General features: G+C 40.9%; 16 protein-coding genes. 9 read left to right on the top strand and 7 right to left on the bottom strand.

All coding sequences use genetic code 11. The features are described 5' to 3' along the window. The first annotated feature begins 12 nt into the window (after positions 1 to 12). The 6 genes from H5125_RS07660 to H5125_RS07635 all read left to right on the top strand — a co-directional run bounded on the left by H5125_RS07660 (position 13) and on the right by H5125_RS07635 (position 8,149). Positions 13 to 720 carry a succinate dehydrogenase iron-sulfur subunit gene (locus H5125_RS07660; protein WP_101086894.1) on the top strand — a complete coding sequence of 236 codons (708 nt, stop codon included), beginning with the start codon at positions 13 to 15 and terminating at the stop codon, positions 718 to 720. A gap of 202 nt (positions 721 to 922) precedes the next feature. After that, positions 923 to 3,745, top strand: coding sequence for a 2-oxoglutarate dehydrogenase E1 component (gene sucA / locus H5125_RS07655; RefSeq protein ID WP_182743926.1), 2,823 nt, complete (start codon positions 923 to 925; stop codon positions 3,743 to 3,745). A 28-nt stretch (positions 3,746 to 3,773) separates the two neighbouring features. Then, entirely contained in the window at positions 3,774 to 4,970 is a 1,197-nt protein-coding gene (gene odhB, locus H5125_RS07650) for a 2-oxoglutarate dehydrogenase complex dihydrolipoyllysine-residue succinyltransferase (RefSeq protein ID WP_182743925.1), read from the top strand. A gap of 76 nt (positions 4,971 to 5,046) precedes the next feature. Further along, positions 5,047 to 6,213 (top strand): ADP-forming succinate--CoA ligase subunit beta, encoded by a 1,167-nt coding sequence (sucC, locus tag H5125_RS07645; protein ID WP_101086897.1) that lies wholly within the window; start codon positions 5,047 to 5,049, stop codon positions 6,211 to 6,213. Further along, the gene (gene sucD / locus H5125_RS07640) at positions 6,213 to 7,085 is read left to right on the top strand and encodes a succinate--CoA ligase subunit alpha (RefSeq protein ID WP_101086898.1); all 873 of its coding nucleotides are present in this window, start codon (positions 6,213 to 6,215) and stop codon (positions 7,083 to 7,085) included. Before sucC ends, sucD begins: the two co-directional genes overlap by 1 nt. Before the next feature lie 137 nt (positions 7,086 to 7,222). Beyond that, positions 7,223 to 8,149 (top strand): AEC family transporter, encoded by a 927-nt coding sequence (locus tag H5125_RS07635; RefSeq protein ID WP_162023328.1) that lies wholly within the window; start codon positions 7,223 to 7,225, stop codon positions 8,147 to 8,149. Between the two features lie 80 nt (positions 8,150 to 8,229). Here H5125_RS07635 and fur read toward each other — a convergent pair whose 3' ends face one another. Beyond that, positions 8,230 to 8,661: a ferric iron uptake transcriptional regulator gene (gene fur, locus H5125_RS07630; protein ID WP_101086900.1), complete on the bottom strand. Its 432-nt coding sequence runs from the start codon at positions 8,659 to 8,661 to the stop codon at positions 8,230 to 8,232. A 358-nt stretch (positions 8,662 to 9,019) separates the two neighbouring features. On the opposite strand from fur, the gene cobB reads away from it, so the two are divergent. Together cobB and H5125_RS07620 are read left to right on the top strand one after the other, a co-directional pair. Beyond that, on the top strand, positions 9,020 to 9,742 hold the full coding sequence (cobB, locus tag H5125_RS07625; RefSeq protein ID WP_182743924.1) for a Sir2 family NAD+-dependent deacetylase: 723 nt from the start codon (positions 9,020 to 9,022) through the stop codon (positions 9,740 to 9,742). 31 nt (positions 9,743 to 9,773) lie between these two features. Continuing rightward, positions 9,774 to 10,220 carry an ATP-binding protein gene (locus tag H5125_RS07620; RefSeq protein WP_162024356.1) on the top strand — a complete coding sequence of 149 codons (447 nt, stop codon included), beginning with the start codon at positions 9,774 to 9,776 and terminating at the stop codon, positions 10,218 to 10,220. Positions 10,221 to 10,346: 126 nt separating this feature from the next. On the opposite strand, the gene H5125_RS07615 is transcribed toward H5125_RS07620, so the two are convergent. The 5 genes from H5125_RS07615 to ggt all read right to left on the bottom strand — a co-directional run bounded on the left by H5125_RS07615 (position 10,347) and on the right by ggt (position 18,947). After that, on the bottom strand, positions 10,347 to 12,446 hold the full coding sequence (locus H5125_RS07615; RefSeq protein ID WP_182743923.1) for a bifunctional 2',3'-cyclic-nucleotide 2'-phosphodiesterase/3'-nucleotidase: 2,100 nt from the start codon (positions 12,444 to 12,446) through the stop codon (positions 10,347 to 10,349). A gap of 964 nt (positions 12,447 to 13,410) precedes the next feature. Beyond that, complete coding sequence (locus H5125_RS07610; protein ID WP_182743922.1) at positions 13,411 to 13,806, bottom strand: phosphate ABC transporter substrate-binding protein; 396 nt, start codon at positions 13,804 to 13,806, stop codon at positions 13,411 to 13,413. 11 nt (positions 13,807 to 13,817) lie between these two features. Continuing rightward, a complete protein-coding gene (locus tag H5125_RS07605; protein ID WP_162023324.1) occupies positions 13,818 to 15,041 on the bottom strand; it encodes a hypothetical protein in 1,224 nt (407 codons plus the stop codon). 80 nt (positions 15,042 to 15,121) lie between these two features. Further along, positions 15,122 to 16,738 carry a methyl-accepting chemotaxis protein gene (locus H5125_RS07600; RefSeq protein WP_182743921.1) on the bottom strand — a complete coding sequence of 539 codons (1,617 nt, stop codon included), beginning with the start codon at positions 16,736 to 16,738 and terminating at the stop codon, positions 15,122 to 15,124. Positions 16,739 to 17,195: 457 nt separating this feature from the next. After that, on the bottom strand, positions 17,196 to 18,947 hold the full coding sequence (gene ggt, locus H5125_RS07595; protein WP_182743920.1) for a gamma-glutamyltransferase: 1,752 nt from the start codon (positions 18,945 to 18,947) through the stop codon (positions 17,196 to 17,198). 112 nt (positions 18,948 to 19,059) lie between these two features. Between ggt and H5125_RS07590 the strand changes: the two genes are divergently transcribed. Beyond that, the gene (locus H5125_RS07590; protein WP_182743919.1) at positions 19,060 to 20,238 is read left to right on the top strand and encodes a GNAT family N-acetyltransferase; all 1,179 of its coding nucleotides are present in this window, start codon (positions 19,060 to 19,062) and stop codon (positions 20,236 to 20,238) included. A 41-nt stretch (positions 20,239 to 20,279) separates the two neighbouring features. Here the strand turns inward: H5125_RS07590 and H5125_RS07585 are convergent, their stop codons facing one another. After that, the gene (locus H5125_RS07585) at positions 20,280 to 20,897 is read right to left on the bottom strand and encodes a LysE family translocator (RefSeq protein WP_101086908.1); all 618 of its coding nucleotides are present in this window, start codon (positions 20,895 to 20,897) and stop codon (positions 20,280 to 20,282) included. Positions 20,898 to 20,979 lie beyond the last annotated feature (82 nt).

Genomic DNA, 20,979 nt, shown 5'->3' with positions numbered 1-20,979 from the left:
GAGTTGCAAAAGATGAAATTAACATTTGCATTGTATCGTTATAATCCTGATGTAGATACCAAGCCTTACATGAAGGATTACACCCTAGAAGTGCCTGATGGTTCTGATATGATGGTGTTGGATGCGTTAATTAAGCTGAAAGAACAAGACTCAACGATTGCGTTTCGTCGCTCATGCCGTGAAGGCGTGTGTGGTTCTGACGGTGTTAACATGAATGGTAAAAATGGATTAGCGTGTATTACGCCAATATCTACCTTTAAAGGGAAGAAAATTGAAGTCCGTCCTTTACCAGGCATGCCAGTAGTTCGAGATTTGGTCGTTGACCTAACTCAGTTCTACAAGCAATACGAAAAAATTAAGCCTTATCTGATCAATGATGAAAAGGCGCCAGCTCGTGAACATATACAATCACCTGAAGAGCGTGCTCATTTAGATGGTTTATACGAATGTATTTTGTGTGCATGTTGTTCAACTTCGTGTCCATCTTTCTGGTGGAATCCGGATAAATTTATCGGTCCAGCCGGTTTATTGCATGCTTATCGTTTCTTGATTGACAGCCGCGACACGGCAACTGAGGAGCGTTTATCTGATCTAGATGATGCTTACAGTGTGTTCCGTTGTCATGGCATCATGAACTGTGTTGATGTTTGTCCTAAAGGATTAAACCCAACTAAAGCGATTGGTCATATCAAGTCGATGTTACTGAAGCGAGCTGTTTAATGCACGACGAAGAGCAAAATAGTCTGACTTATTAGCTCTGTTAAGAGTCATCTTCATTATTGGAGATGGCTCTTTTGCGTGTTTATGTAAGACCTCCTGCTACTATCTTGTAAAGATAGTTTCAGTCTACGTGTGATGTAACTTACGTTACTCACTGTTATGTTTATGGCTAGCACGTGTATCAAGTTTGAAAGGAATAACAATGCACCAAGGCATCATGAAAGCCTGGCTCGAGTCGTCACATTTAAGTGGTTCGAACTCGACCTACGTAGAAGAGATGTATGAAGCCTATCAAGAAGATCCGCAATCAGTGACCCCTGATTGGCAGCTTGTTTTTGATAATCTCCCTCCGGTTAACGGTGCCTCAGTAGAAGTACCCGAAACTGCTCACTCTAAAGTTCGTGACTATTTCCGCAGTTTAGCTCTACAAGGTCGTTTAAAAAACGCTACCAGCGTCGGCGATCCAGAGTTAGATGCGAAGCAAGTTAAGGTTCTGCAACTGATCAATGCTCACCGTTTCCGTGGCCATCAAAATGCCAATTTAGATCCATTAGGATTGTGGAAGCGCGAGGAAGTTCAGGAGTTAGATCCTGCTTATCACGGCTTAACCGTAGATGACATGCAGCGTCAGTTTAATACTGGTTCATTCGCCCTAGGTGGTGAGACCATGAAACTGGCTGATATTATTCACGCACTAAAGAGCACTTATTGTGGCTCGATTGGTGCTGAATACATGCATATTACTGATACCGATGAAAAGCGTTGGATCCAACAACGTCTTGAACCCACATTAGGTAAAGCCCAGTACGATAACAGCGTCAAAAAGCGTATTCTTGAAGGGTTGAATGCTGCAGAAGGTATCGAAAAATACCTTGGTGCTAAATTCCCTGGAGCTAAGCGATTCTCTTTAGAAGGTGGTGATTCGCTCGTTCCGATGATGCGTGAAATCATTTACCGTGCAGGCGAAGCGGGTACTAAAGAAATCGTGGTAGGTATGGCTCACCGTGGTCGTTTAAACTTGCTCATTAACGTGCTAGGTAAACGTCCTGCTGAACTTTTTGATGAGTTTGCGGGTAAGCATGCCGACACTCACGGTTCTGGCGATGTAAAATATCACCAAGGTTTCTCATCTGATTTTGAAACGCCAGGTGGAAACGTTCATTTAGCACTTGCCTTTAACCCATCTCATTTAGAGATCGTTAATCCAGTGGTTATTGGTTCTGTTCGTGCTCGTCAAGATCGTCGTGGTTGTAAAGACGGTCTGCAAGTCATGCCAATTACTATTCATGGTGATTCTGCTATAACTGGCCAAGGCATTGTGCAAGAGACGTTTAACATGTCTCAAACACGTGGTTTTACTGTTGGCGGTAGCATTCGAATAGTGGTCAATAACCAAGTTGGTTTTACCACATCTAATCAGGCTGACACACGTTCAACCGAATACTGTACTGACATCGCTAAGATGGTTCAGGCGCCAATTTTTCATGTTAATTCTGACGATCCTGAAGCGGTTGCGTTTATCTCTCAACTTGCAGTGGATTATCGTAATGAATTTAAACGTGATGTGGTTATTGATTTAGTGTGTTATCGCCGTCATGGCCATAACGAAGCTGACGAGCCTAGTGCTACACAGCCGCTGATGTACGCTAAAATCAAAAAGCACCCTACGCCACGTAAAATCTATGCAGATAAGTTAATCGCTGAAAATAGTATTCCAGCCGATGAAGTGACTGGTTTGATTAACCATTATCGTGATGCATTAGATGCTGGTGATTGTGTGGTTAATGAATGGCGTCCTATGACGTTACATACTGTTGACTGGACGCCGTATCTTAATCGCGAATGGGATGAAGATTACGCGGGTGCTATGTCAATGGAACGTCTACAAAACTTAGCCAATAAGTTAGTTGATATTCCTGAAAACCATACGCTTCAATCTCGTGTTGCCAAAATTTGTGCTGACCGTACTGCGATGGCTAAAGGCGAAAAGTTATTAGACTGGGGCTTCGCTGAAACCTTGGCCTATGCTTCTATCCTTGAAGATAACAAGCGTGTGCGGATTACTGGTCAAGACTCTGGTCGTGGTACGTTCTTCCATCGTCATGCTGTATTGCATAGCCAAAAAGACGGCACTACCTATTTACCTTTGCGTAATGTTGCTGATGAACAAGGGCCAATTGATATTATTGACTCAGTATTATCTGAAGCATCTGTGTTGGCATTTGAATACGGTTACGCTACGGCAGAACCAGGTGGCTTGACCATTTGGGAAGCGCAGTTTGGTGATTTCGTCAACTGTGCCCAAGTGGTGATTGATCAATTCTTATCATCTGGTGAGCAAAAGTGGGGCCGTTTATGTGGTCTAACGATGCTATTACCTCATGGTTATGAAGGCCAAGGTCCTGAACATTCAAGTGCACGTCTAGAGCGCTTCTTGCAATTATGTGCTAACCACAACATGCAAGTGTGTGTGCCATCAACTCCGGCGCAGGTTTATCACATGTTGCGTCGCCAGGTTGTGCGTCCAATGCGTCGCCCGCTGGTAGTCATGTCACCTAAATCTTTGCTACGTCATCCATTAGCGGTGTCTACCTTAGAAGAGCTTGCTGAAGGGACTTTCCAAAATATTATTGGTGAGATTGATACCTTAGATGCAAGCCAAGTTGACCGCGTTGTATTCTGTAGCGGCAAGGTGTATTTCGAGTTACTTGAAAAACGTCGCAAAGAGAATGTTACCAACGTTGCCATTGTGCGTGTTGAGCAGCTATATCCGTTCCCTGACGTGGAATTGCGTGAGGCATTAGCAACATATCAACATGTTACTGATTTTGTTTGGTGTCAAGAAGAGCCACAAAACCAAGGTGCATGGTACTGTAGTCAGCATCATTTCTGGGCTAATATTCCTGCAGGCGCTCAACTAACTTATGCCGGTCGTGAAGCTTCTGCTGCACCAGCATGTGGTTATCCTGGGTTGCACGTACAGCAGCAAGAATCATTAGTAAATAGCGCATTAAAACTGTCGTAATAGATAATTTATATAAGGGAAGCTTTCCATGAGTATCGAAATTAAGGTACCCGTATTACCAGAATCTGTTGCTGATGCAACTATTGCTACTTGGCATGTTAAACCTGGTGAACAGGTGACACGCGATCAAAACTTAGTTGATATCGAGACTGACAAAGTTGTATTAGAAGTGGTTGCACCAGAAGACGGTTCAATCTCTGAATTGTTATTCCAAGAAGGTGACACCGTTTTAGGTGAGCAAGTGATTGCTAATTTCGTCGCTGGTGCAGTGTCTGGCCAAGAAGTGACTAAAGCTGAAGCATCAGCGCCTTCTACTAATGCAACGACTGAAGTCGCTACTGATGAATCTAACGATGCATTAAGTCCATCTGTTCGTCGTGTTATTGCTGAGCATAATCTTGATGCCAGTAAAATTAAAGGTTCTGGTGTTGGTGGACGTGTTACTAAGGATGATGTTGATGCATTCCTTAAGTCTGCTCCAGCTAAAGCAGCAGCGCCGGTAGCGCCTGTTGCAGTATTAGAAGGCCGTAGTGAGAAGCGTGTACCAATGTCACGTCTTCGTAAGACTATCGCTAAACGTCTTTTAGAAGCGAAAAATTCAACGGCAATGTTAACCACGTTTAACGAAGTTAACATGAAGCCAATCATGGATATTCGTAAACAGTACCAAGACATTTTCGAAAAACGTCATGGTATTCGTTTAGGCTTTATGTCTTTCTATATCAAAGCGGTGACTGAAGCGCTAAAACGTTTCCCTGAAGTTAACGCCTCTATCGATGGTGATGACATTGTGTATCACAACTATTTTGATATCAGCATTGCAGTATCGACTCCACGTGGCCTGGTGACACCAGTATTACGTGACACTGATACCATGAACCTAGCTGAGATTGAGAAAGCGGTACGTGAATTAGCCATTAAAGGCCGTGACGGAAAACTGTCTGTTGCAGACATGACTGGCGGTAACTTCACTGTAACCAACGGTGGTGTTTTCGGCTCGCTAATGTCTACACCCATTTTGAACCTACCACAAAGCGCAATCTTAGGCATGCATGCCATTAAAGATCGCCCAATGGCAGTCAATGGTCAGGTTGAAATCCTGCCTATGATGTACCTAGCACTCTCTTACGATCATCGTATTGTTGATGGTCGTGAGTCAGTTGGCTTCTTAGTCGCGATTAAAGACTTCCTAGAAGATCCAACTCGTCTGCTACTTGATCTATAAGTAGTTAGATAAAACCCTCGTCGCTGGCTCATATTGAGCCAGTTGGATTTGATTAGAAGTATATGGATAGATCATCATGAATTTGCATGAGTATCAGGCAAAATCTTTATTTGCCGAATATGGTTTACCAGTCTCTGAAGGCTTTGCATGTGATACCGCTCAAGAAGCAGTTGAAGCAGCTGGCCACATTGGCGGGAACCTATGGGTTGTTAAGTGTCAAGTACACGCTGGCGGCCGTGGTAAAGCAGGTGGCGTTAAAGTTACCGGAAGTAAAGACGAAATCAGAGCATTCGCTGAAAACTGGTTAGGTAAGAACTTAGTAACGTACCAGACTGACGCTAAAGGTCAGCCAGTTGCTAAAATTCTAGTTGAAAGCTGCACTGACATCGCCAATGAATTGTACTTAGGTGCAGTTGTTGACCGTAGCACACGTCGTGTAGTGTTCATGGCGTCGACTGAAGGTGGTGTTGATATTGAAACTGTGGCTGAACATACGCCAGAGCTTATTCACACAGCTATCATTGATCCGTTAACAGGTCCTCAGGCTTTCCAAGCTCGCGATCTTGGCTTCAAGTTAGGTTTAAACCCAACACAAATGAAGCAGTTTACTAAGATCTTTATGGGTCTAGCGAACATGTTTAACGACCATGATTTTGCGTTATTAGAAATCAATCCACTTGTTATCACCACTGAAGGCAACCTTCATTGTTTAGATGGCAAAATTGGTATTGATGGCAACGCATTATTCCGTCAGCCAAAAATCAAAGCGATGCACGATCCATCACAAGATGATGCTCGTGAAGCACATGCTGCAAAATTTGAATTAAACTATGTTGCTTTAGACGGTAACGTAGGTTGTATGGTTAACGGTGCCGGCCTAGCAATGGGTACAATGGACATCGTAAACCTACACGGTGGCAAGCCAGCTAACTTCTTAGACGTTGGCGGTGGAGCAACTAAAGAACGTGTTGCTGAAGCCTTTAAGATCATTCTTTCTGACAGCAATGTTAAAGCAGTATTGGTTAACATCTTCGGTGGTATCGTGCGTTGCGATATGATCGCTGAAGGTATTATCGGTGCGGTTAAAGAAGTTGGCGTTAAAGTGCCAGTTGTTGTTCGTCTTGAAGGTACTAACGCCGAATTAGGTCGTGAAGTATTGGCTAAGTCTGGTCTTGATATCATCGCGGCTACAAGTCTAACTGACGCGGCTGAGCAAGTTGTTAAAGCTGCGGAGGGCAAATAATGTCTGTTTTAATTAACAAAGATACCAAGGTAATCTGTCAAGGTTTCACTGGTGGTCAGGGTACTTTTCACTCTGAACAGGCGATTGCTTATGGCACGCAAATGGTTGGTGGTGTTTCTCCTGGAAAAGGTGGTCAAACTCACCTAGGTCTTCCAGTATTTAACACAGTTAAAGATGCTGTAGCGGCAACAGGTGCAACTGCAACTGTTATCTACGTACCAGCACCTTTTTGTAAAGATGCTATCCTTGAAGCAATCGACGCTGGCCTTGAGCTAATCGTTTGTATCACTGAAGGCATCCCAACACTTGATATGCTGCAAGTGAAAGTGAAGCTTGAAGAAACTGGCACTCGCATGATTGGTCCTAACTGCCCAGGTGTTATCACGCCTGGTGAATGTAAGATTGGTATCATGCCTGGTCACATCCATTTACCTGGTAAAGTTGGTATTGTTTCACGCTCTGGTACATTAACGTACGAAGCAGTTAAGCAAACTACTGATGAAGGTTTCGGCCAATCTACTTGTGTAGGTATCGGTGGTGATCCAATTCCTGGTACTAACTTCATTGACGTATTGGAAATGTTCCAAAACGATCCACAGACTGAAGCGATTGTAATGATCGGTGAAATCGGTGGTAATGCTGAAGAAGAAGCAGCTGAATATATCAAAGCACACGTAACTAAGCCTGTTGTATCTTACATTGCTGGTGTTACTGCACCAGAAGGTAAGCGCATGGGCCATGCTGGCGCAATTATCGCTGGTGGTAAAGGTACTGCTGAAGATAAGTTTGCTGCTCTTGAAGCTGCAGGCGTTACGACTGTTCGCTCTTTAGCTGACATTGGTAAAGCACTACGTATTCGTACTGGCTGGTAATATTTACTCGGCTTGAAAAAGGCGCTTAGGCGCCTTTTTTATTGGTTTTTTTTACACTATTTTTCATACTGTTATATTTTTCATATTATTATAATAGACAATCAGTTGGCATTTAGTTCGGTATTTGTAAGGTAAGTATGGCCATCATCAGTATTATATTTCCGTTAATTTTTATGGTGGTATTAGGTTTTGTATTAACCCGAGTGGGTTTCTTTAATAAAGAACACATTGCTGGGATCAGCAAATTTACTTTTTATGTCAGTATTCCGGCATTTTTATTTATCAATATGCTGGCAGCACCATTAGCGCAAAGCATTGATCCATTTGCATTGCTGGCTTTTTATTTACCAGTGTTGTTAGTGTTTGCTATAGGTTACCGAATTAATCGCCTCTTTAGTCCAATAGCGCTGCAGGGGCGTGATGCCAGTGCGGTATTCGCGTTGGGCGCCAGTTATTCCAATACGGTATTGGTAGGTTTACCCATTATTATCGCTGCATTAGGCCCAGCAATGATAGGGCAGGTATTTATGATCATTACTTTTCATAGCGCCACCCTGTTTGCACTGACTTTTATCTTAGCTGCACGAGCGCAGCCTCAGGGTTTCTCGTGGCGACGGTTTGCTCGCTCTATGGCACTTAATCCGGTAGTAATGAGTATAGGGCTAGGCATTTTTGCGAATGCATTAAGTATTAACTTGGGACCACAATTAGATGATGGTTTAGCGCTATTAGCTAAGCCCGCTTTGGCGTGTGCATTGTTTGTGCTAGGTGCTAATTTAAGTTTTTATCGCGTAGGTGAACATTGGCGTTTAGCCTTAATGGCAAGTAGCTTAAAAATTATTTTATTGCCAGCGTTAGTGTATGTGATGGCGCATTTTGTGTTTGAGCTAGCAGCTTCAAGCACCGCGATGTTGGTGTTACTCAGTGCCTCTCCTCTTGGCGTCAACGCTTATCTTATTGCCACAGAGCTTAAGCAACATGAATCAACTTTAGGTAGCACAGTGGTATTATCGACCTTGTTATCTGTGTTTAGTTTTAGCCTATGGCTGACATTGTTGCTTTAACTAAATTTTCAATCTTATGACAAATATTAACCAATAAAAAACCAGCAAATTTGCTGGTTTGTTTGTTGCTCACATACTGACTATTCGTCAGCGTGATCACAAGTATCATTGGTGCAATGGCCATAAAGGTACAAGCTATGGTGAGTCAGCTTGATGTTATGACGCATGGCGATTTCATCTTGGCGACGTTCAATTACGTCGTCAGTAAACTCAATCACTTTATCACAGGTTAAACACACTAAATGATCATGGTGTTGTTGAGTCGACATTTCAAACACCGCTTTACCACTTTCAAAATGATGACGATTTAGAATGCCCGCATCATCGAACTGGTTTAATACTCTGTATACAGTAGCGAGACCAATTTCCTCGCCTATTTCGAGTAACTTTTTATATAAGTCTTCTGCACTGATATGCTGGTTGTCTGGGGATTGCATCAGTTCTAGAATTTTAACTCGCGGCAGAGTTATTTTTAATCCGGCTTTTTTGAGTGCTTGATTTCCATCTGTCATTGCTAATCTCTTGATTGCAGAACCAATCGGTTCATCGGTGGATATTCTAATCATTATATGTCTTGAGTCTAAAAACATAAACCTCTTAAGCTGCTTTATCAACCTATATAGAGGATATTTAGTAAAACAGTCACTTAAGCTGATATTATTTGTTAAGGATCTCTCAATAAGCTTACTTATACTAAGGGATTATTGTACCTATTCGGATATCCGATATTATTATCAAATCTATAACATGAATTTTATGTGAATTTTTAGACCGTGTAGTGACAACATTTTGTAACCTGAGTACGTATTTTTGATATGGTATTAAAAGTCATTACATTTTATTTTACATCATCACAATAAAGGACAAACAATGTACCGGCAAATTGTAGTGCTGACCGGCGCAGGTATTTCAGCTGAGTCGGGTATGAGCACGTTTAGAGATCAGCATGGTTTATGGGAACAGCATCATATTGAAGATGTTGCCACTCCTGAAGGCTATGCAAGAGATATCGAGTTAGTGGAGCGTTTTTATAATAGCCGCTGGCAACAATTACACAGTGATGATGTCATTCCAAATGCAGCACATTTAGCACTCGCGAAACTTGAAACAGAATTTACGGGTGAATTGCTAGTGATAACCCAAAATGTTGATGATTTACACGAGCGGGCAGGGTCTAAACGATTACTGCATATGCACGGCGAATTAGCAAAAGGTCGATGCCCACAATCATTACAAACCTTTGTATTACGTGAACCTTTTGGTGCTGAAAACTGTTGCACTTGTTGTATCCCGGGAAAACGCTTGCGGCCACATATTGTGTGGTTTGGGGAAATGCCTTTTGGTATGGACAGAATCCACGACGCTTTAGACCACTGTGACTTATTTATTGCGATTGGCACATCTGGTACGGTTTATCCCGCGGCAGGCTTTGTCGATAGCGCGAATCACCACGGTGCTCAAACTGTGGAGGTTAACCTTGATCCTGCAGACCGTCATAGTCAGTTTCAATATCATTTTACCGGAAAAGCGGGTGATATTTTACCTAAGTTAGTTGACGATATTTTAGCAGGTAAGGTGGTTGGAAGTGAGTGAAAAGTTAGTTGATAGAGCGGTAAATGACGTGATGCCGTCAAAGCTGGCGATTATAATGCGTGGTTTACCTGGCAGTGGTAAGTCTTATTGGGTTGAACAATTTATTATTTCTCAAGGCATTGAGCAGGCGATTCATATCCGACAGCATGGTCTATTCTCTACAGATCGCTATTTTTATCAACAGGGACAATATCGCTTTAATCCGCAAAAAATTGGCCAATATCATCAGGCTAATTTAACGGCTTTTATTCAGGCGTTGGCGCGAAATGAACCAATAGTTATTTGTGATAATACTAATATCGCGAAATGGGAATTTATGGCTTATGACGCAGCAGCAAAAGCATTAGGCTATCAAGTTAAAGTGGTATTAGTAGGGAATCCAGATGATGACCAACATCAACAGCTTTGTGCACAACGAAATCAACATCACGTTTCATTAGTGCATATTCAAAAAATGGCGCAGTTGTTTGAAGAGTAATAGTTTGCAAACTCATTGTTTAAATAATGGTGACTGTATTTAAGTTGTGTGGCCATATTTTAGGCCAGAACTATAAAAATAAAGAAGGCGCATAAAGCGCCTTCTTTGTATTGAGTCCGCTAATAATTATTTAGCAGCAACAGGTGTCGTTAGGTCGATGCTATAAATCGCAAAGCCTGCGACAACATCAGCTGTTGTAGGTAACTTCACCATTTTACGTTGTTGATTATCAGCAACAAACTTGTCAGCAACATCGCTATCTTGAGTTTCAAAACGAATGTCTAATGCAACAGTCGCATTATCAATAGTTTTAAAATCCCAGTTGTAATCAGCTGATGGATCGACCATAGCATCATATCCGCCAGTTGCATTTGGTTGTGATTGCTCAGTAATATAAGCTGATAATGCATCACGGTTGGTATCTGGCAGTTCTAGCACTACGTGGTCAGAACCGGTACCCGCAAATGAACCACCAAATGCACGGTAGTTATTTGATGCCACTACAAATGACATAGCGGCTAAATCATCACCCGTAATAACCGTACCATCGGCAGCAGTGTAAGCTAAGTCAACAATACGGTTAGCACCGGCATTAACAACTTCACAGCTACGGTCAAACTTAGTTGGTTGAGTTACATCAATTTTGTAAGTTAGGCCATCAATAACGTCGAAGTTATAGGTTGGGTGGCCTGCGCGATTAATTAAATTTTGTGGGGCACTGATGGTTGGATCAATTTGATTAAACTGGTTGGCAGAACATTCTAACCAATCTTTTAATTCCGCACCGGTGGCTTTAACTGCAACCATAGTATTTGGATAAAGGTATAAGTCAGCTGCGTTTTTATACGAAAGGTCGCCAGCATCAACTTGTACATATTGGCTTGCATCTCCTTCAGCATAACGTCCACCGGCTTTAAATGGTGCCGAAGCTGACAAGATTGGCAAATCTTTTAAATCATCAGTAATTAATGTTTTAACACGCGCTATTTGAGCATTAGATACAATCTGAACCGTTGGATCATCTTGAACTAACGTTAAGAAGCTGTACATGTTAGCGGCAGCAACCCCAATAGGTTGGCTAACATATTCGATAGTACCATTATGTTCAATTTCAATTGCATCACGTAAGCTCGCTTCACCTTCAACCAATGCTACTTTATTAGCATTGTCGTAAATTGGGCGTGCTTTAGCCGTTGATTCTTCATGAATTACGGTCCATTTTCCTTCTACTTGGCGTACAACTAAGTCAACCACACCTAAGTTATCACCCCAACGACCAGGCATTACAGCTGGAATGCCGTTTAATAGCCCTTTTTCTACGTCGGTGTTCGGTAAATCGCTATAGCTTGCGGCTGGGAAAACTGAGTGGCTGTGGCCAAAGAATATTGCATCAATACCATCAACATTGGTGAGTGCATAAGTGGCGTTTTCTGCCCATGGATCGCCAGGGTTTTCACTTGAACCAATACCAGAATGCGGAATGGCTAAAATAATATCAGCACCTTCAGCTTTCATTTGCGGAATAAACTTATTAGCCGCTTGAACAATGCCTAAGACTTCAACTTTACCGTCTAAGTTAGCTTTATCCCATTGTAAAACCTGTGGTGGTACAAAACCGATATAACCGATTTTGATTGTGTGTTCATTACCGTCAACATCGATAACAACTTTGTCTTTAATTATATACGGTGTGAACATGTTTTCATTAAATAGCACATCACCCCAGCAACCATCTTTATCAGCACAAATTACGTTCGAGTTAATGTAGGGGAAATTTGCACCCGATATTGATTGCTCAAGAAATGTTAAGCCATAATTAAATTCATGGTTACCAATATTACCTACTTCATAATCTAGTGTATTCATTGCTTTGTACACTGGGTGTGTGTCGGTTAACATGTTGCTGTCAGTTTTGAATTTATTGGCAATGTAATCTCCCATAGGGCTACCTTGCAATAAATCACCGTTATCTAATAAAACTGAGTTAGTGACTTCGGCGCGTGCTGCATTGATTAAACTTGCTGTACGTACCAGACCAATGGTCTTATCATCTTTCCCTGAGTAATAGTTGTAATCCATCATATTGGTATGAAGATCAGTCGTTTCCATTACACGTAACTTGATGTCTGCAGTAACAGTACTTGTTTGATCGTCATTATCAGAGCCGCAACCGCCGAGTCCCAGTGCACCAGCGATAACAACGGCAAGAAGTGTTTTATTTAACATAATTTACTCTCTATATTTATTTGACCCCGAGGCGTATTTTTTGTTTTTGCCTCTTACGTAGTGTTAACGTTCCTTAACTATTTTGATAATAAAATGAAAACACCGCGCTGATTATAAGCATAAGATATGAATAAATTGTGATGGAACGCTGAATTAATATGATTAATGAGTGCGTTCGCGCAATTAATAGCCATAAAAAGTGATAAAAAGCTGACTGGCTATCATTGTATTTTATATTAATTTGTCGGTTTACTTAATAAAGACTGAGACTGAGACTGGTACTATGAACTTATTTCATGGTTTACTATGAATAACACTTATGTCACTAAATATATAAATTCTGCTTATTTAGACTAAATAGTCATTATAAATGTAATAATATTCACTGTGCTGGTTAAAATTAACACGACCAAAACCATAACGGGTATGGTTAATAATAGAATTAAAATCTTAATATATTAAGGTTTATCCTTTAATCAACCTTTGCTAGGTAACAGCGTTTTAATACTTGCATCTTTACCTTTTAGTTATCTGTACCATTTCATCGGTACATGATCTGTTAAATTAAAAATATGTATTTGACGCGAGTGAAATTAATATGATTATTCTATTGCTTCAATCATATGGCAAGGCAGATATTTAACGATTATCAATGCGAGTACTAACTCTCTGGTATAACTCATCAATCGTAGTCTCAATGGCCTGAATATCATATTGCTGGCAATATTTATTAGTTTATGGATATCAGCAAAGTACCATAAACATTAATAAACGGATTGTTGATATGTTTTGGTGCTATTTTGTTGCTATTAACTTAGTCGGCTCAATGTTTTATTGATGAGTTAGCAACAAAAAACCGAGCAATCGTGGTAATTGCTCGGTTTGTTTTTTGGTTACTGTCAAAACCATCGCTGGTTATGTTTCTACTCTATTTGGTGGGTATTAATCACAGTTTCATTATTATTTATGGCTTAATAATGATTTTTACTGTGGCATCAACGTCTGCTTCATCAATGTAGCCAATGGCATTTGGATTGCTTGCAATTGCTGATTTCATCGCACTTGCACCAGAAACCGCAGGAGGTGGAGTACCTTTACCTGTGAAGACTTGCTTAGACCAAAATGCTTTCAGTTGAGCATCTGACTTACCGGTAACAGCTTGATGAAACTCACTGCGAATAGGATTACCTTCTTCTAATTCGTAAACGACGACTGAAGAATCACCTTTTCCTAAAAAAGCTTTTTTTACATCATTAATTGAAATATCTGCAGCAGCAGGATTGCCAATAATCACTACAGCAGCATTAGCTGAGGTAACGGCAGTTAAACTTAGTGCTAAAATTGTTAATAATTTTTTCATTATCATACCCCTTAAAATACTGCGTCGAATTTAACGGTGTAAATCAAGGTGTCATCGTAAGTGAATTTACCTGTTGACGTGTCCAAGTTGTTGCCTAAGAATCCACCTGAAGTGTCACCAAAATCATCGGCGTAGGTGACATCAAATTTAATCGCAACGTTATCAATTGCATCCCATCGCAAACCAATACTGTAAGCCATACGTTCAGCATTAAAGGCGACCATCTGAATTGCAGCCGCTGTAGATAAAGGTAGACGCTCATCATTATCTTGAGTTTTCGTATAAGCAACAGTAGCGTAAGGCGTAAATTCCTTAATACGATAGCCTAATGTTAAGTAACCAGAATCAATATCAGGGTAAGCGTTATCAATTTCTGAACGAGTCCATTCTGTTATCGCAATGACTTCACCATTGTCGTAACTTGCACCCACTCCGACGAAAGAACCTTTATCATCATCAAGTTCTAATACCGTATAGTTCGCTTGGGTGTTCACTCCAGGCGCTAATGTTACGTCAACTTCATTAACAATAGGTCCGTCTAGTTGTGCTTGAGCGTATACGGCACGTAAAGTCCATATTTCGTCAGTCCAGCTCAGGTTAGCACCCATAAGGTTACTGAGTTCAACCGCTGAATTTTTAACATCTGACTCACCACCAAAGGCTTGCATTGTTAAGGTTGAGTCATCATATTCAACATCGTATGACACGCCAGCGCCTGTGTAAGACGAAAACGGAATAGCGCCGTATACTTCTTGTGGTGGACGAGCAAATGGCTGTGCGTAGCCAACATCTAAGTAATCAGAGTACATGAATAAAGGGACTCGCAGTTTACCACCACGAATCTTGACGCCGTTTTCAAAGCGATGAGATAAATAGGCCCATTCTGCTTCAACTTCCCAGTCGTATTTACCGCGCATCATTAACTGTAATACTGCTTGAGTATTGTCAGAAATGTTAAAGGTACCTTGTAGCCCTAATTTACTGTCTTCGTTAAAATCAGCACTTGAATCTGCATTATTATAACCAGCATCATTGTCAGAGCTGATATAGGCTCCACTAATAAAGCCGTTAAATTTTACTTTGTCAGTTAGGCTAGCATTTTGTTGTTTTTGCAGCGTTTGAACTTGCTGCTCTAACTTAGCTATTTTTGCATCAGCAGCTTCATCTGCTGTTGCTAGGTTAGGTATCATTGCCATTGATATTGCAACAGATAATACTTTTAAATTAAACTGCATGGTGTTACTCCTTGATCATCACTCAATATGCCTCTAGGGCTTATATTTTTGGTTTTCTGCTACTGCATTTACAATCAATCTCACACCTTAAATTGGTTAGTAATTGATTGTAGTCTTTCACTTATATTTTGAATATCAACACTGATCCCTCCCATATCAGCCGTCGTTACCCTGACTTTCTGTGAACCGGCTTCCATTTCAGCTACATATTGCTGAATCAACACCGAAGTTGTATGTTGTTCTTCGGTGGCAGCCGCAATTTGGTCATTAACCTCTGATATTGCACTCACTTTACCTGTTATACGTTGTAAGGCTTCACCGGCTAAAGAGGTTGATTTAACCCCTATTGCTGCAGTGTTGATACCACGAGCCATCGCGTCAACGGCTTGTTTAGACGTGGAGCGTAATTCTTGTAGCACTTGTTGGATTTCTTGGGTCGAGGTTTGTGTTCTAGAGGCCAATGTTCTGACTTCATCTGCAACTACCGCAAACCCGCGCCCATGTTCACCAGCACGCGCGGCTTCAATCGCAGCGTTAAGTGCTAGTAAATTAGTCTGATCTGCAATACTTCTTATCGTGTCTAATATGTCATTAACATTATGGGTATATGCGTCCAATTGATTAACGACAACCGCAGTTTGCTGTACTTCTTCAGCCAAGGTATTAATGGTAATAACAGCATCGTTAACAATAACAACGCCTTGTTTTGCCTCAGTGTTGGCATTCTCAGCATCAAGCGCTGCGCTTGATGCGTATTCAGCAATATGAGTGACACTGACAAACATTTCTTTCATGGCTTGTGATATCTGCTCAATGGATTCATTTTGTTGCTGTACATTGAGTTCACTGTATTGACTACCACTGAGTAACGTTGCTGCAACTTCGGTTAAATTTTCAGTGGTATTCTTTGTATCGGCAATAGACGATTGAAGTTTAGACACAAATTGATTAAACCAATAAACAAACTGTGCTATTTCATCTTTGCCTGCATACTGAATCCGTGATCGTAGATCGCCTTCACCTTGGGATATGTTACGAAGTGACTGGGTTACATTGTCGATAGTACTAATAATTGATTTATTAACTAAGACTCCTACTGCAATCATGACGACTGTAGCCGCAATACCAATGAGCATTAGACTATTTTCTGCACGTTCAGTACTGGCTATGGTTAATTGGATCCGTTGCTCAAACTCTGTTGAATAATCTTTCTTCTTGGCCGCAAATTGTTTAACTAAAGTTTGATATCGCTTGGCATTATCTGTCGCTTGAGTTTGAATTTTACTAAAGTCAACATCATCCTTTATAAACTCGGCAGCAAGGCTTCTAGCATTTTCATGATAAAGGGTAATGTCACGAATCAATTGTTGTGTATTTATTTCTTCAGCTGGAAGTAAAATGGCTAACTCATTTAAATTATCCGTAATTTGCTTCACCATCGTTTTAGCTATGTCTAAGCTGTCTTCTTCGCCTGTGGTTATTGCTGACTGAATAGTTTGATCTAATTGCAGTAACAACCCTTGATTTATGGTTGCTAGATTAAGTGCGGGATAAAGTTGGTTTTGAAGTCCGTTTAACCGTTGTGCATTGTTTTCACCAGTTTGATTGTTAATAATTAAAGAAATCACAAACGACAAAATGGCGACAACAGTAAGTAGGGTAATTCTGTGCTTAATTTTTAAATTTGTCAGCAGCATATAACCTTATGTAATCAATTTATTTAACATGGTTACAATAATATCACTTTAAATAATGGGATAAAATCACTAACAAAAGCTAAAGCTTAATAAACAATCACATTGCGATGTTAGTATTGTTCAACTCGTTGGAAATACAATATTGATTTTGTTTTAATATAATAAAATATTATTCACCCCTGAATGAGATGTCCATTTAACACTATGATTATAAACAAGTTTGATAGGCGATGAATATGTTATTTTTTGTGAGTTAATATAGTTTATGTTTGATTTAACATATTTTAATTGTGAACCATCAAGATGAACTTTTTATGTATTCGAAATGATTTCGAATTAGGTAAGTACCGCTAGCGTGAGAACGATATTGTTAATGATTTTTGTTACTTTATTATCAATGATAGCGGCTTTAGATTATGTAAAGCCGCTATTGCTTTAAGGGTAATGGTTAATGGTATTAATAGCCGATGGCGGCAGAACCCGCGCGTCTTGGATCTGAAGCGCCAAAAAGACCTTGCTCTGTCATCATTATCGATTGAGTACTGCCAATCGATTCTTGCACTTTCACTTTGTGACCTTTGGCTTCAAGTAATGAAATAGTATCGCGATTCAATGTATGTTCCACCCAAATAAAATCAGGTAACCATTGGTGATGCATACGTGCAGCAGCGGTTGCTTCGGCAATGTTTAAGTTATGATCAATCACATTCATGATCATTTGCAGCGTAATATTAATAATCCGTGAGCCACCAGGGCTGCCGGTAACAATGAAAGGTTTGCCATCTTTCATTACCATGGTTGGACTCATGGAGCTAAGAGGGCGCTTATTTCCTTGCACTGCATTTGCTTCCCCACCAATTAAGCCATAACCATTAGGGGTACCTGGTTTAACCGAAAAGTCATCCATTTCATTGTTTAATAAAATCCCAGTACCTTTAGCGACTAAGCCTGAACCATAACTGAAGTTAAGGGTATAGGTGTTAGCAACTGCATTGCCCCATTTATCGATAACCGAGAAGTGGGTAGTTTGATCGCTCTCATATGGTGCTAGTTTCCCCGGCTTAATTTCGCTGCTAGGGGTGGTTTTATTGATGGCGATTTTACTGGCAATCTCTTTTGCGTATTGTTTGCTAGTCAATTGTTTTACAGGAACAGTAACAAAATCTGGGTCGCCTAAATACTCACTACGATCAGCATAGGCATATTTCATGGTTTCGGCCATAAGATGCAAAGTGTTTGCGCTATTGTGGCCTAATTTATCAATGGGGAATTGCTCGAGTACATTGAGCATTTCGATAATATGAATACCCCCTGAAGATGGCGGCGGCATAGATACCACTTCGTAGCCTCGATAATTACCTCGAACCGGTTCGCGCTCAACAACTTTGTAGTTAGCTAAATCATTTAAACTCATTACCCCGCCAGCATTTTGGACCGCAGAGACAATTTTTTCAGCCGTTTCACCTTGATAAAACCCTTTACTACCTTTCTGGGCAATCAACGATAAAGACTGTGCTAACTCAGGTTGTTTGAGCAATTCATTGACTTGATAATTACTGCCGTCGGCATGGTAGAAAATTGCTGCTGAACTTGGCCATTGAGTAATACGAGATTTAAGGCCCGCTAATGAGTTTGATAGATCTGAAGTAACAACTATACCGTCTTTGGCGAGCTTAATCGCAGGCTTGATCACTTGCGCCATTTTCATGGTGCCATATTGTTTTAAGGCCAGTTCCATCCCCATAACGGTTCCAGGTACGCCCACAGCTAGTCCATGCTCACGACTGAGCTTGTCAACTGCATTGCCTTGTTCATCAAGGAAGATATCTTTGTGCGCTTTAGCAGGGGCTGTTTCACGGTAATCGATAGCAATGGTTTTATTTTGCTCGGCTAAATGCACTAGCATAAAACCACCACCACCAATATTACCCGCGCGAGGTAAGGTTACTGCAAGTGCATATGCCACTGCTACGGCCGCATCGACCGCGTTGCCACCTTGTTTTAAAATATCAACACCAATTTGGCTAGCTATGGCTTCTTGGCTTGAAACCATGCCATGCTTAGCATAGATTGGCTGAGCCGTTGCCATTTCACTGAAGATTGAAGCTTCATTTGCTTGGCTGTCAGCAATATGAAGCGCAGGATAACAAAGTGTGAGTGTTAATGCGGTGCTCAAAAAAAGCGGTGTTAATTTAGGGAATCGTGTCACGATCAATCCTTGGTGTGTATTGAGAAGATACTGTGATAGAACATGCCACATGATAGCAATAATTGGTATGAGTTTTAGCGGTTGAGTGTTAATTATTATAGGGTAGGTGTGGGTGGAACAAACACAAACGCGAGTTTATCAATATAAATTTGTTAATAGTATTAGCAATATAGATTCTTCAGTATGGAATATCTTTTTTGGATCATCTCATCCTTTTACCCGGCATGAATATTTATCCGCTCTGGAAATGAGTCGCTGTGTTAGTGCTGAAACGGGTTGGACGCCGATGCACCTTATGGTGATGGATGGCGATAATATTATTGCATTGATGCCCTTGTACCTTAAAAGTCATTCTTGGGGGGAATATGTGTTTGATTGGGCATGGGCAGAAGCTTATGAGCGTCACAATATAGGCTATTACCCTAAGCTTGTGGGCAGTATACCTTTTACTCCTACAACTGGGCGACGTATTGGTATTGACCCAAGGTTACCAAAACACGATCAACAGCCCTTGATTGACGGTATTCAAACCTATCTGTCACAAACTGTCATTAAACAGGGTTGGTCATCTTGGCATTGTTTATTTACCAATACCGAGCAACATCTACAGTTTGCACAAGCAGGGGTAATGGAGCGTGTTGGTTGTCAGTTTCATTGGCACAACCAAAATTATGCTGATTTTAATGACTTTCTGAGTACATTAACGTCACGTAAACGCAAAAACATCACTAAAGAACGAATTTCTGCAAGACAACAGCTACAATTCCGATTTATCGATGGCGATAAGGCGAGTGCAGAGCAATGGCAGGATTTTGTGCGTTGTTATCAAAATACTTATTTAAAGCGTTCGGGTCATAAAGGGTACTTGTCGGCAGCATTCTTTGAGCAGATAGCAGCAACAATGGGCTCAATGATCCGATTATTATTGATTGAAAATAGTGACGCACAATTAGTGGCATCAGCATTATATTTTGTGTCAGACACGCATTTATATGGTCGTTATTGGGGGGCGTTAACAGAATGCGACTATGTCCATTTTGAAGCATGTTATTACCAAGGTATTGAGTACGCTATCGCTAATCAATTATTAGTTTTTGATGCAGGAGCACAAGGCGAACATAAAGTGGCTCGAGGTTTTCGTCCTGTGAAAACCACCTCAAGCCATTTTGTTGCTCATGAAGGTTTTAATGATGCCATCGGTGCTTTTTGTCAACAAGAGCAAGCTCATATCGACATTTATATACAGCAAATGTGCGAACAACTGCCGTATAAATCGATTGAAAATACATAAAATAATATGAGGTTAATTACTCATCAAATGTGCTTTCTGGGTTAGCCTAGCGCTAGCCAAATACCAACCAGTATCATTAAACTTCCGGCGATACGATTCATCCAGCGGATATTATCGCCTCGACTTAAAAATAATCGTAAACTCTTACCGCCGCTGGCATAAGCCAGCATCGACACACTTTCGGTGACCATTATAATACTAAGCAAAACGGCGAGTTGTGGCCCAACGGCATTATCAACATTAATAAACGGCGGTAATAGCGAAATCATAAAAGCCCAACCTTTAGGGTTGGCAATCGCGGTAATAAATCCTTGGCTGATTAAGCTCATGCGACTGGCTTTAACTTCAATACCAGTGATGATGGCCATTTTGCCTTTAGCACGCCACATATTAATGCCAATGTAGCCAAGGTAAGCGCCACCCACCCACTTAAGAATATCGAACACCTGTGGGTAATTTAGCATGATGCTAGCAACCCCAAGTACTGCTGCAATGGCGACCAACGCCACGCCCACTAATTCACCTAACATCATCCATAAGGTTCTGCGTACACCAATACTCATGCCGAGTGTCATGGCTAAAGTCATGCACATACCGGGGGTGATAGACACAAAAAAGAACGTTGGAATAAACACAGCGAGTACGGCGTAATCTGGCATTAGAAAGGTCTTTGATTAGAATGTAGATGGCAGAGTGTAAAGGCCTAAAATGATAAAAACCAGCAATTTGCTGGTTTTTATG

This window comes from Shewanella sp. SR44-4 (assembly GCF_014163715.1).
Taxonomy (GTDB): domain Bacteria; phylum Pseudomonadota; class Gammaproteobacteria; order Enterobacterales; family Shewanellaceae; genus Shewanella.
Note: the sequence above shows the minus strand (reverse complement) of the source record. Positions and strands in the feature narration are given on the sequence as shown.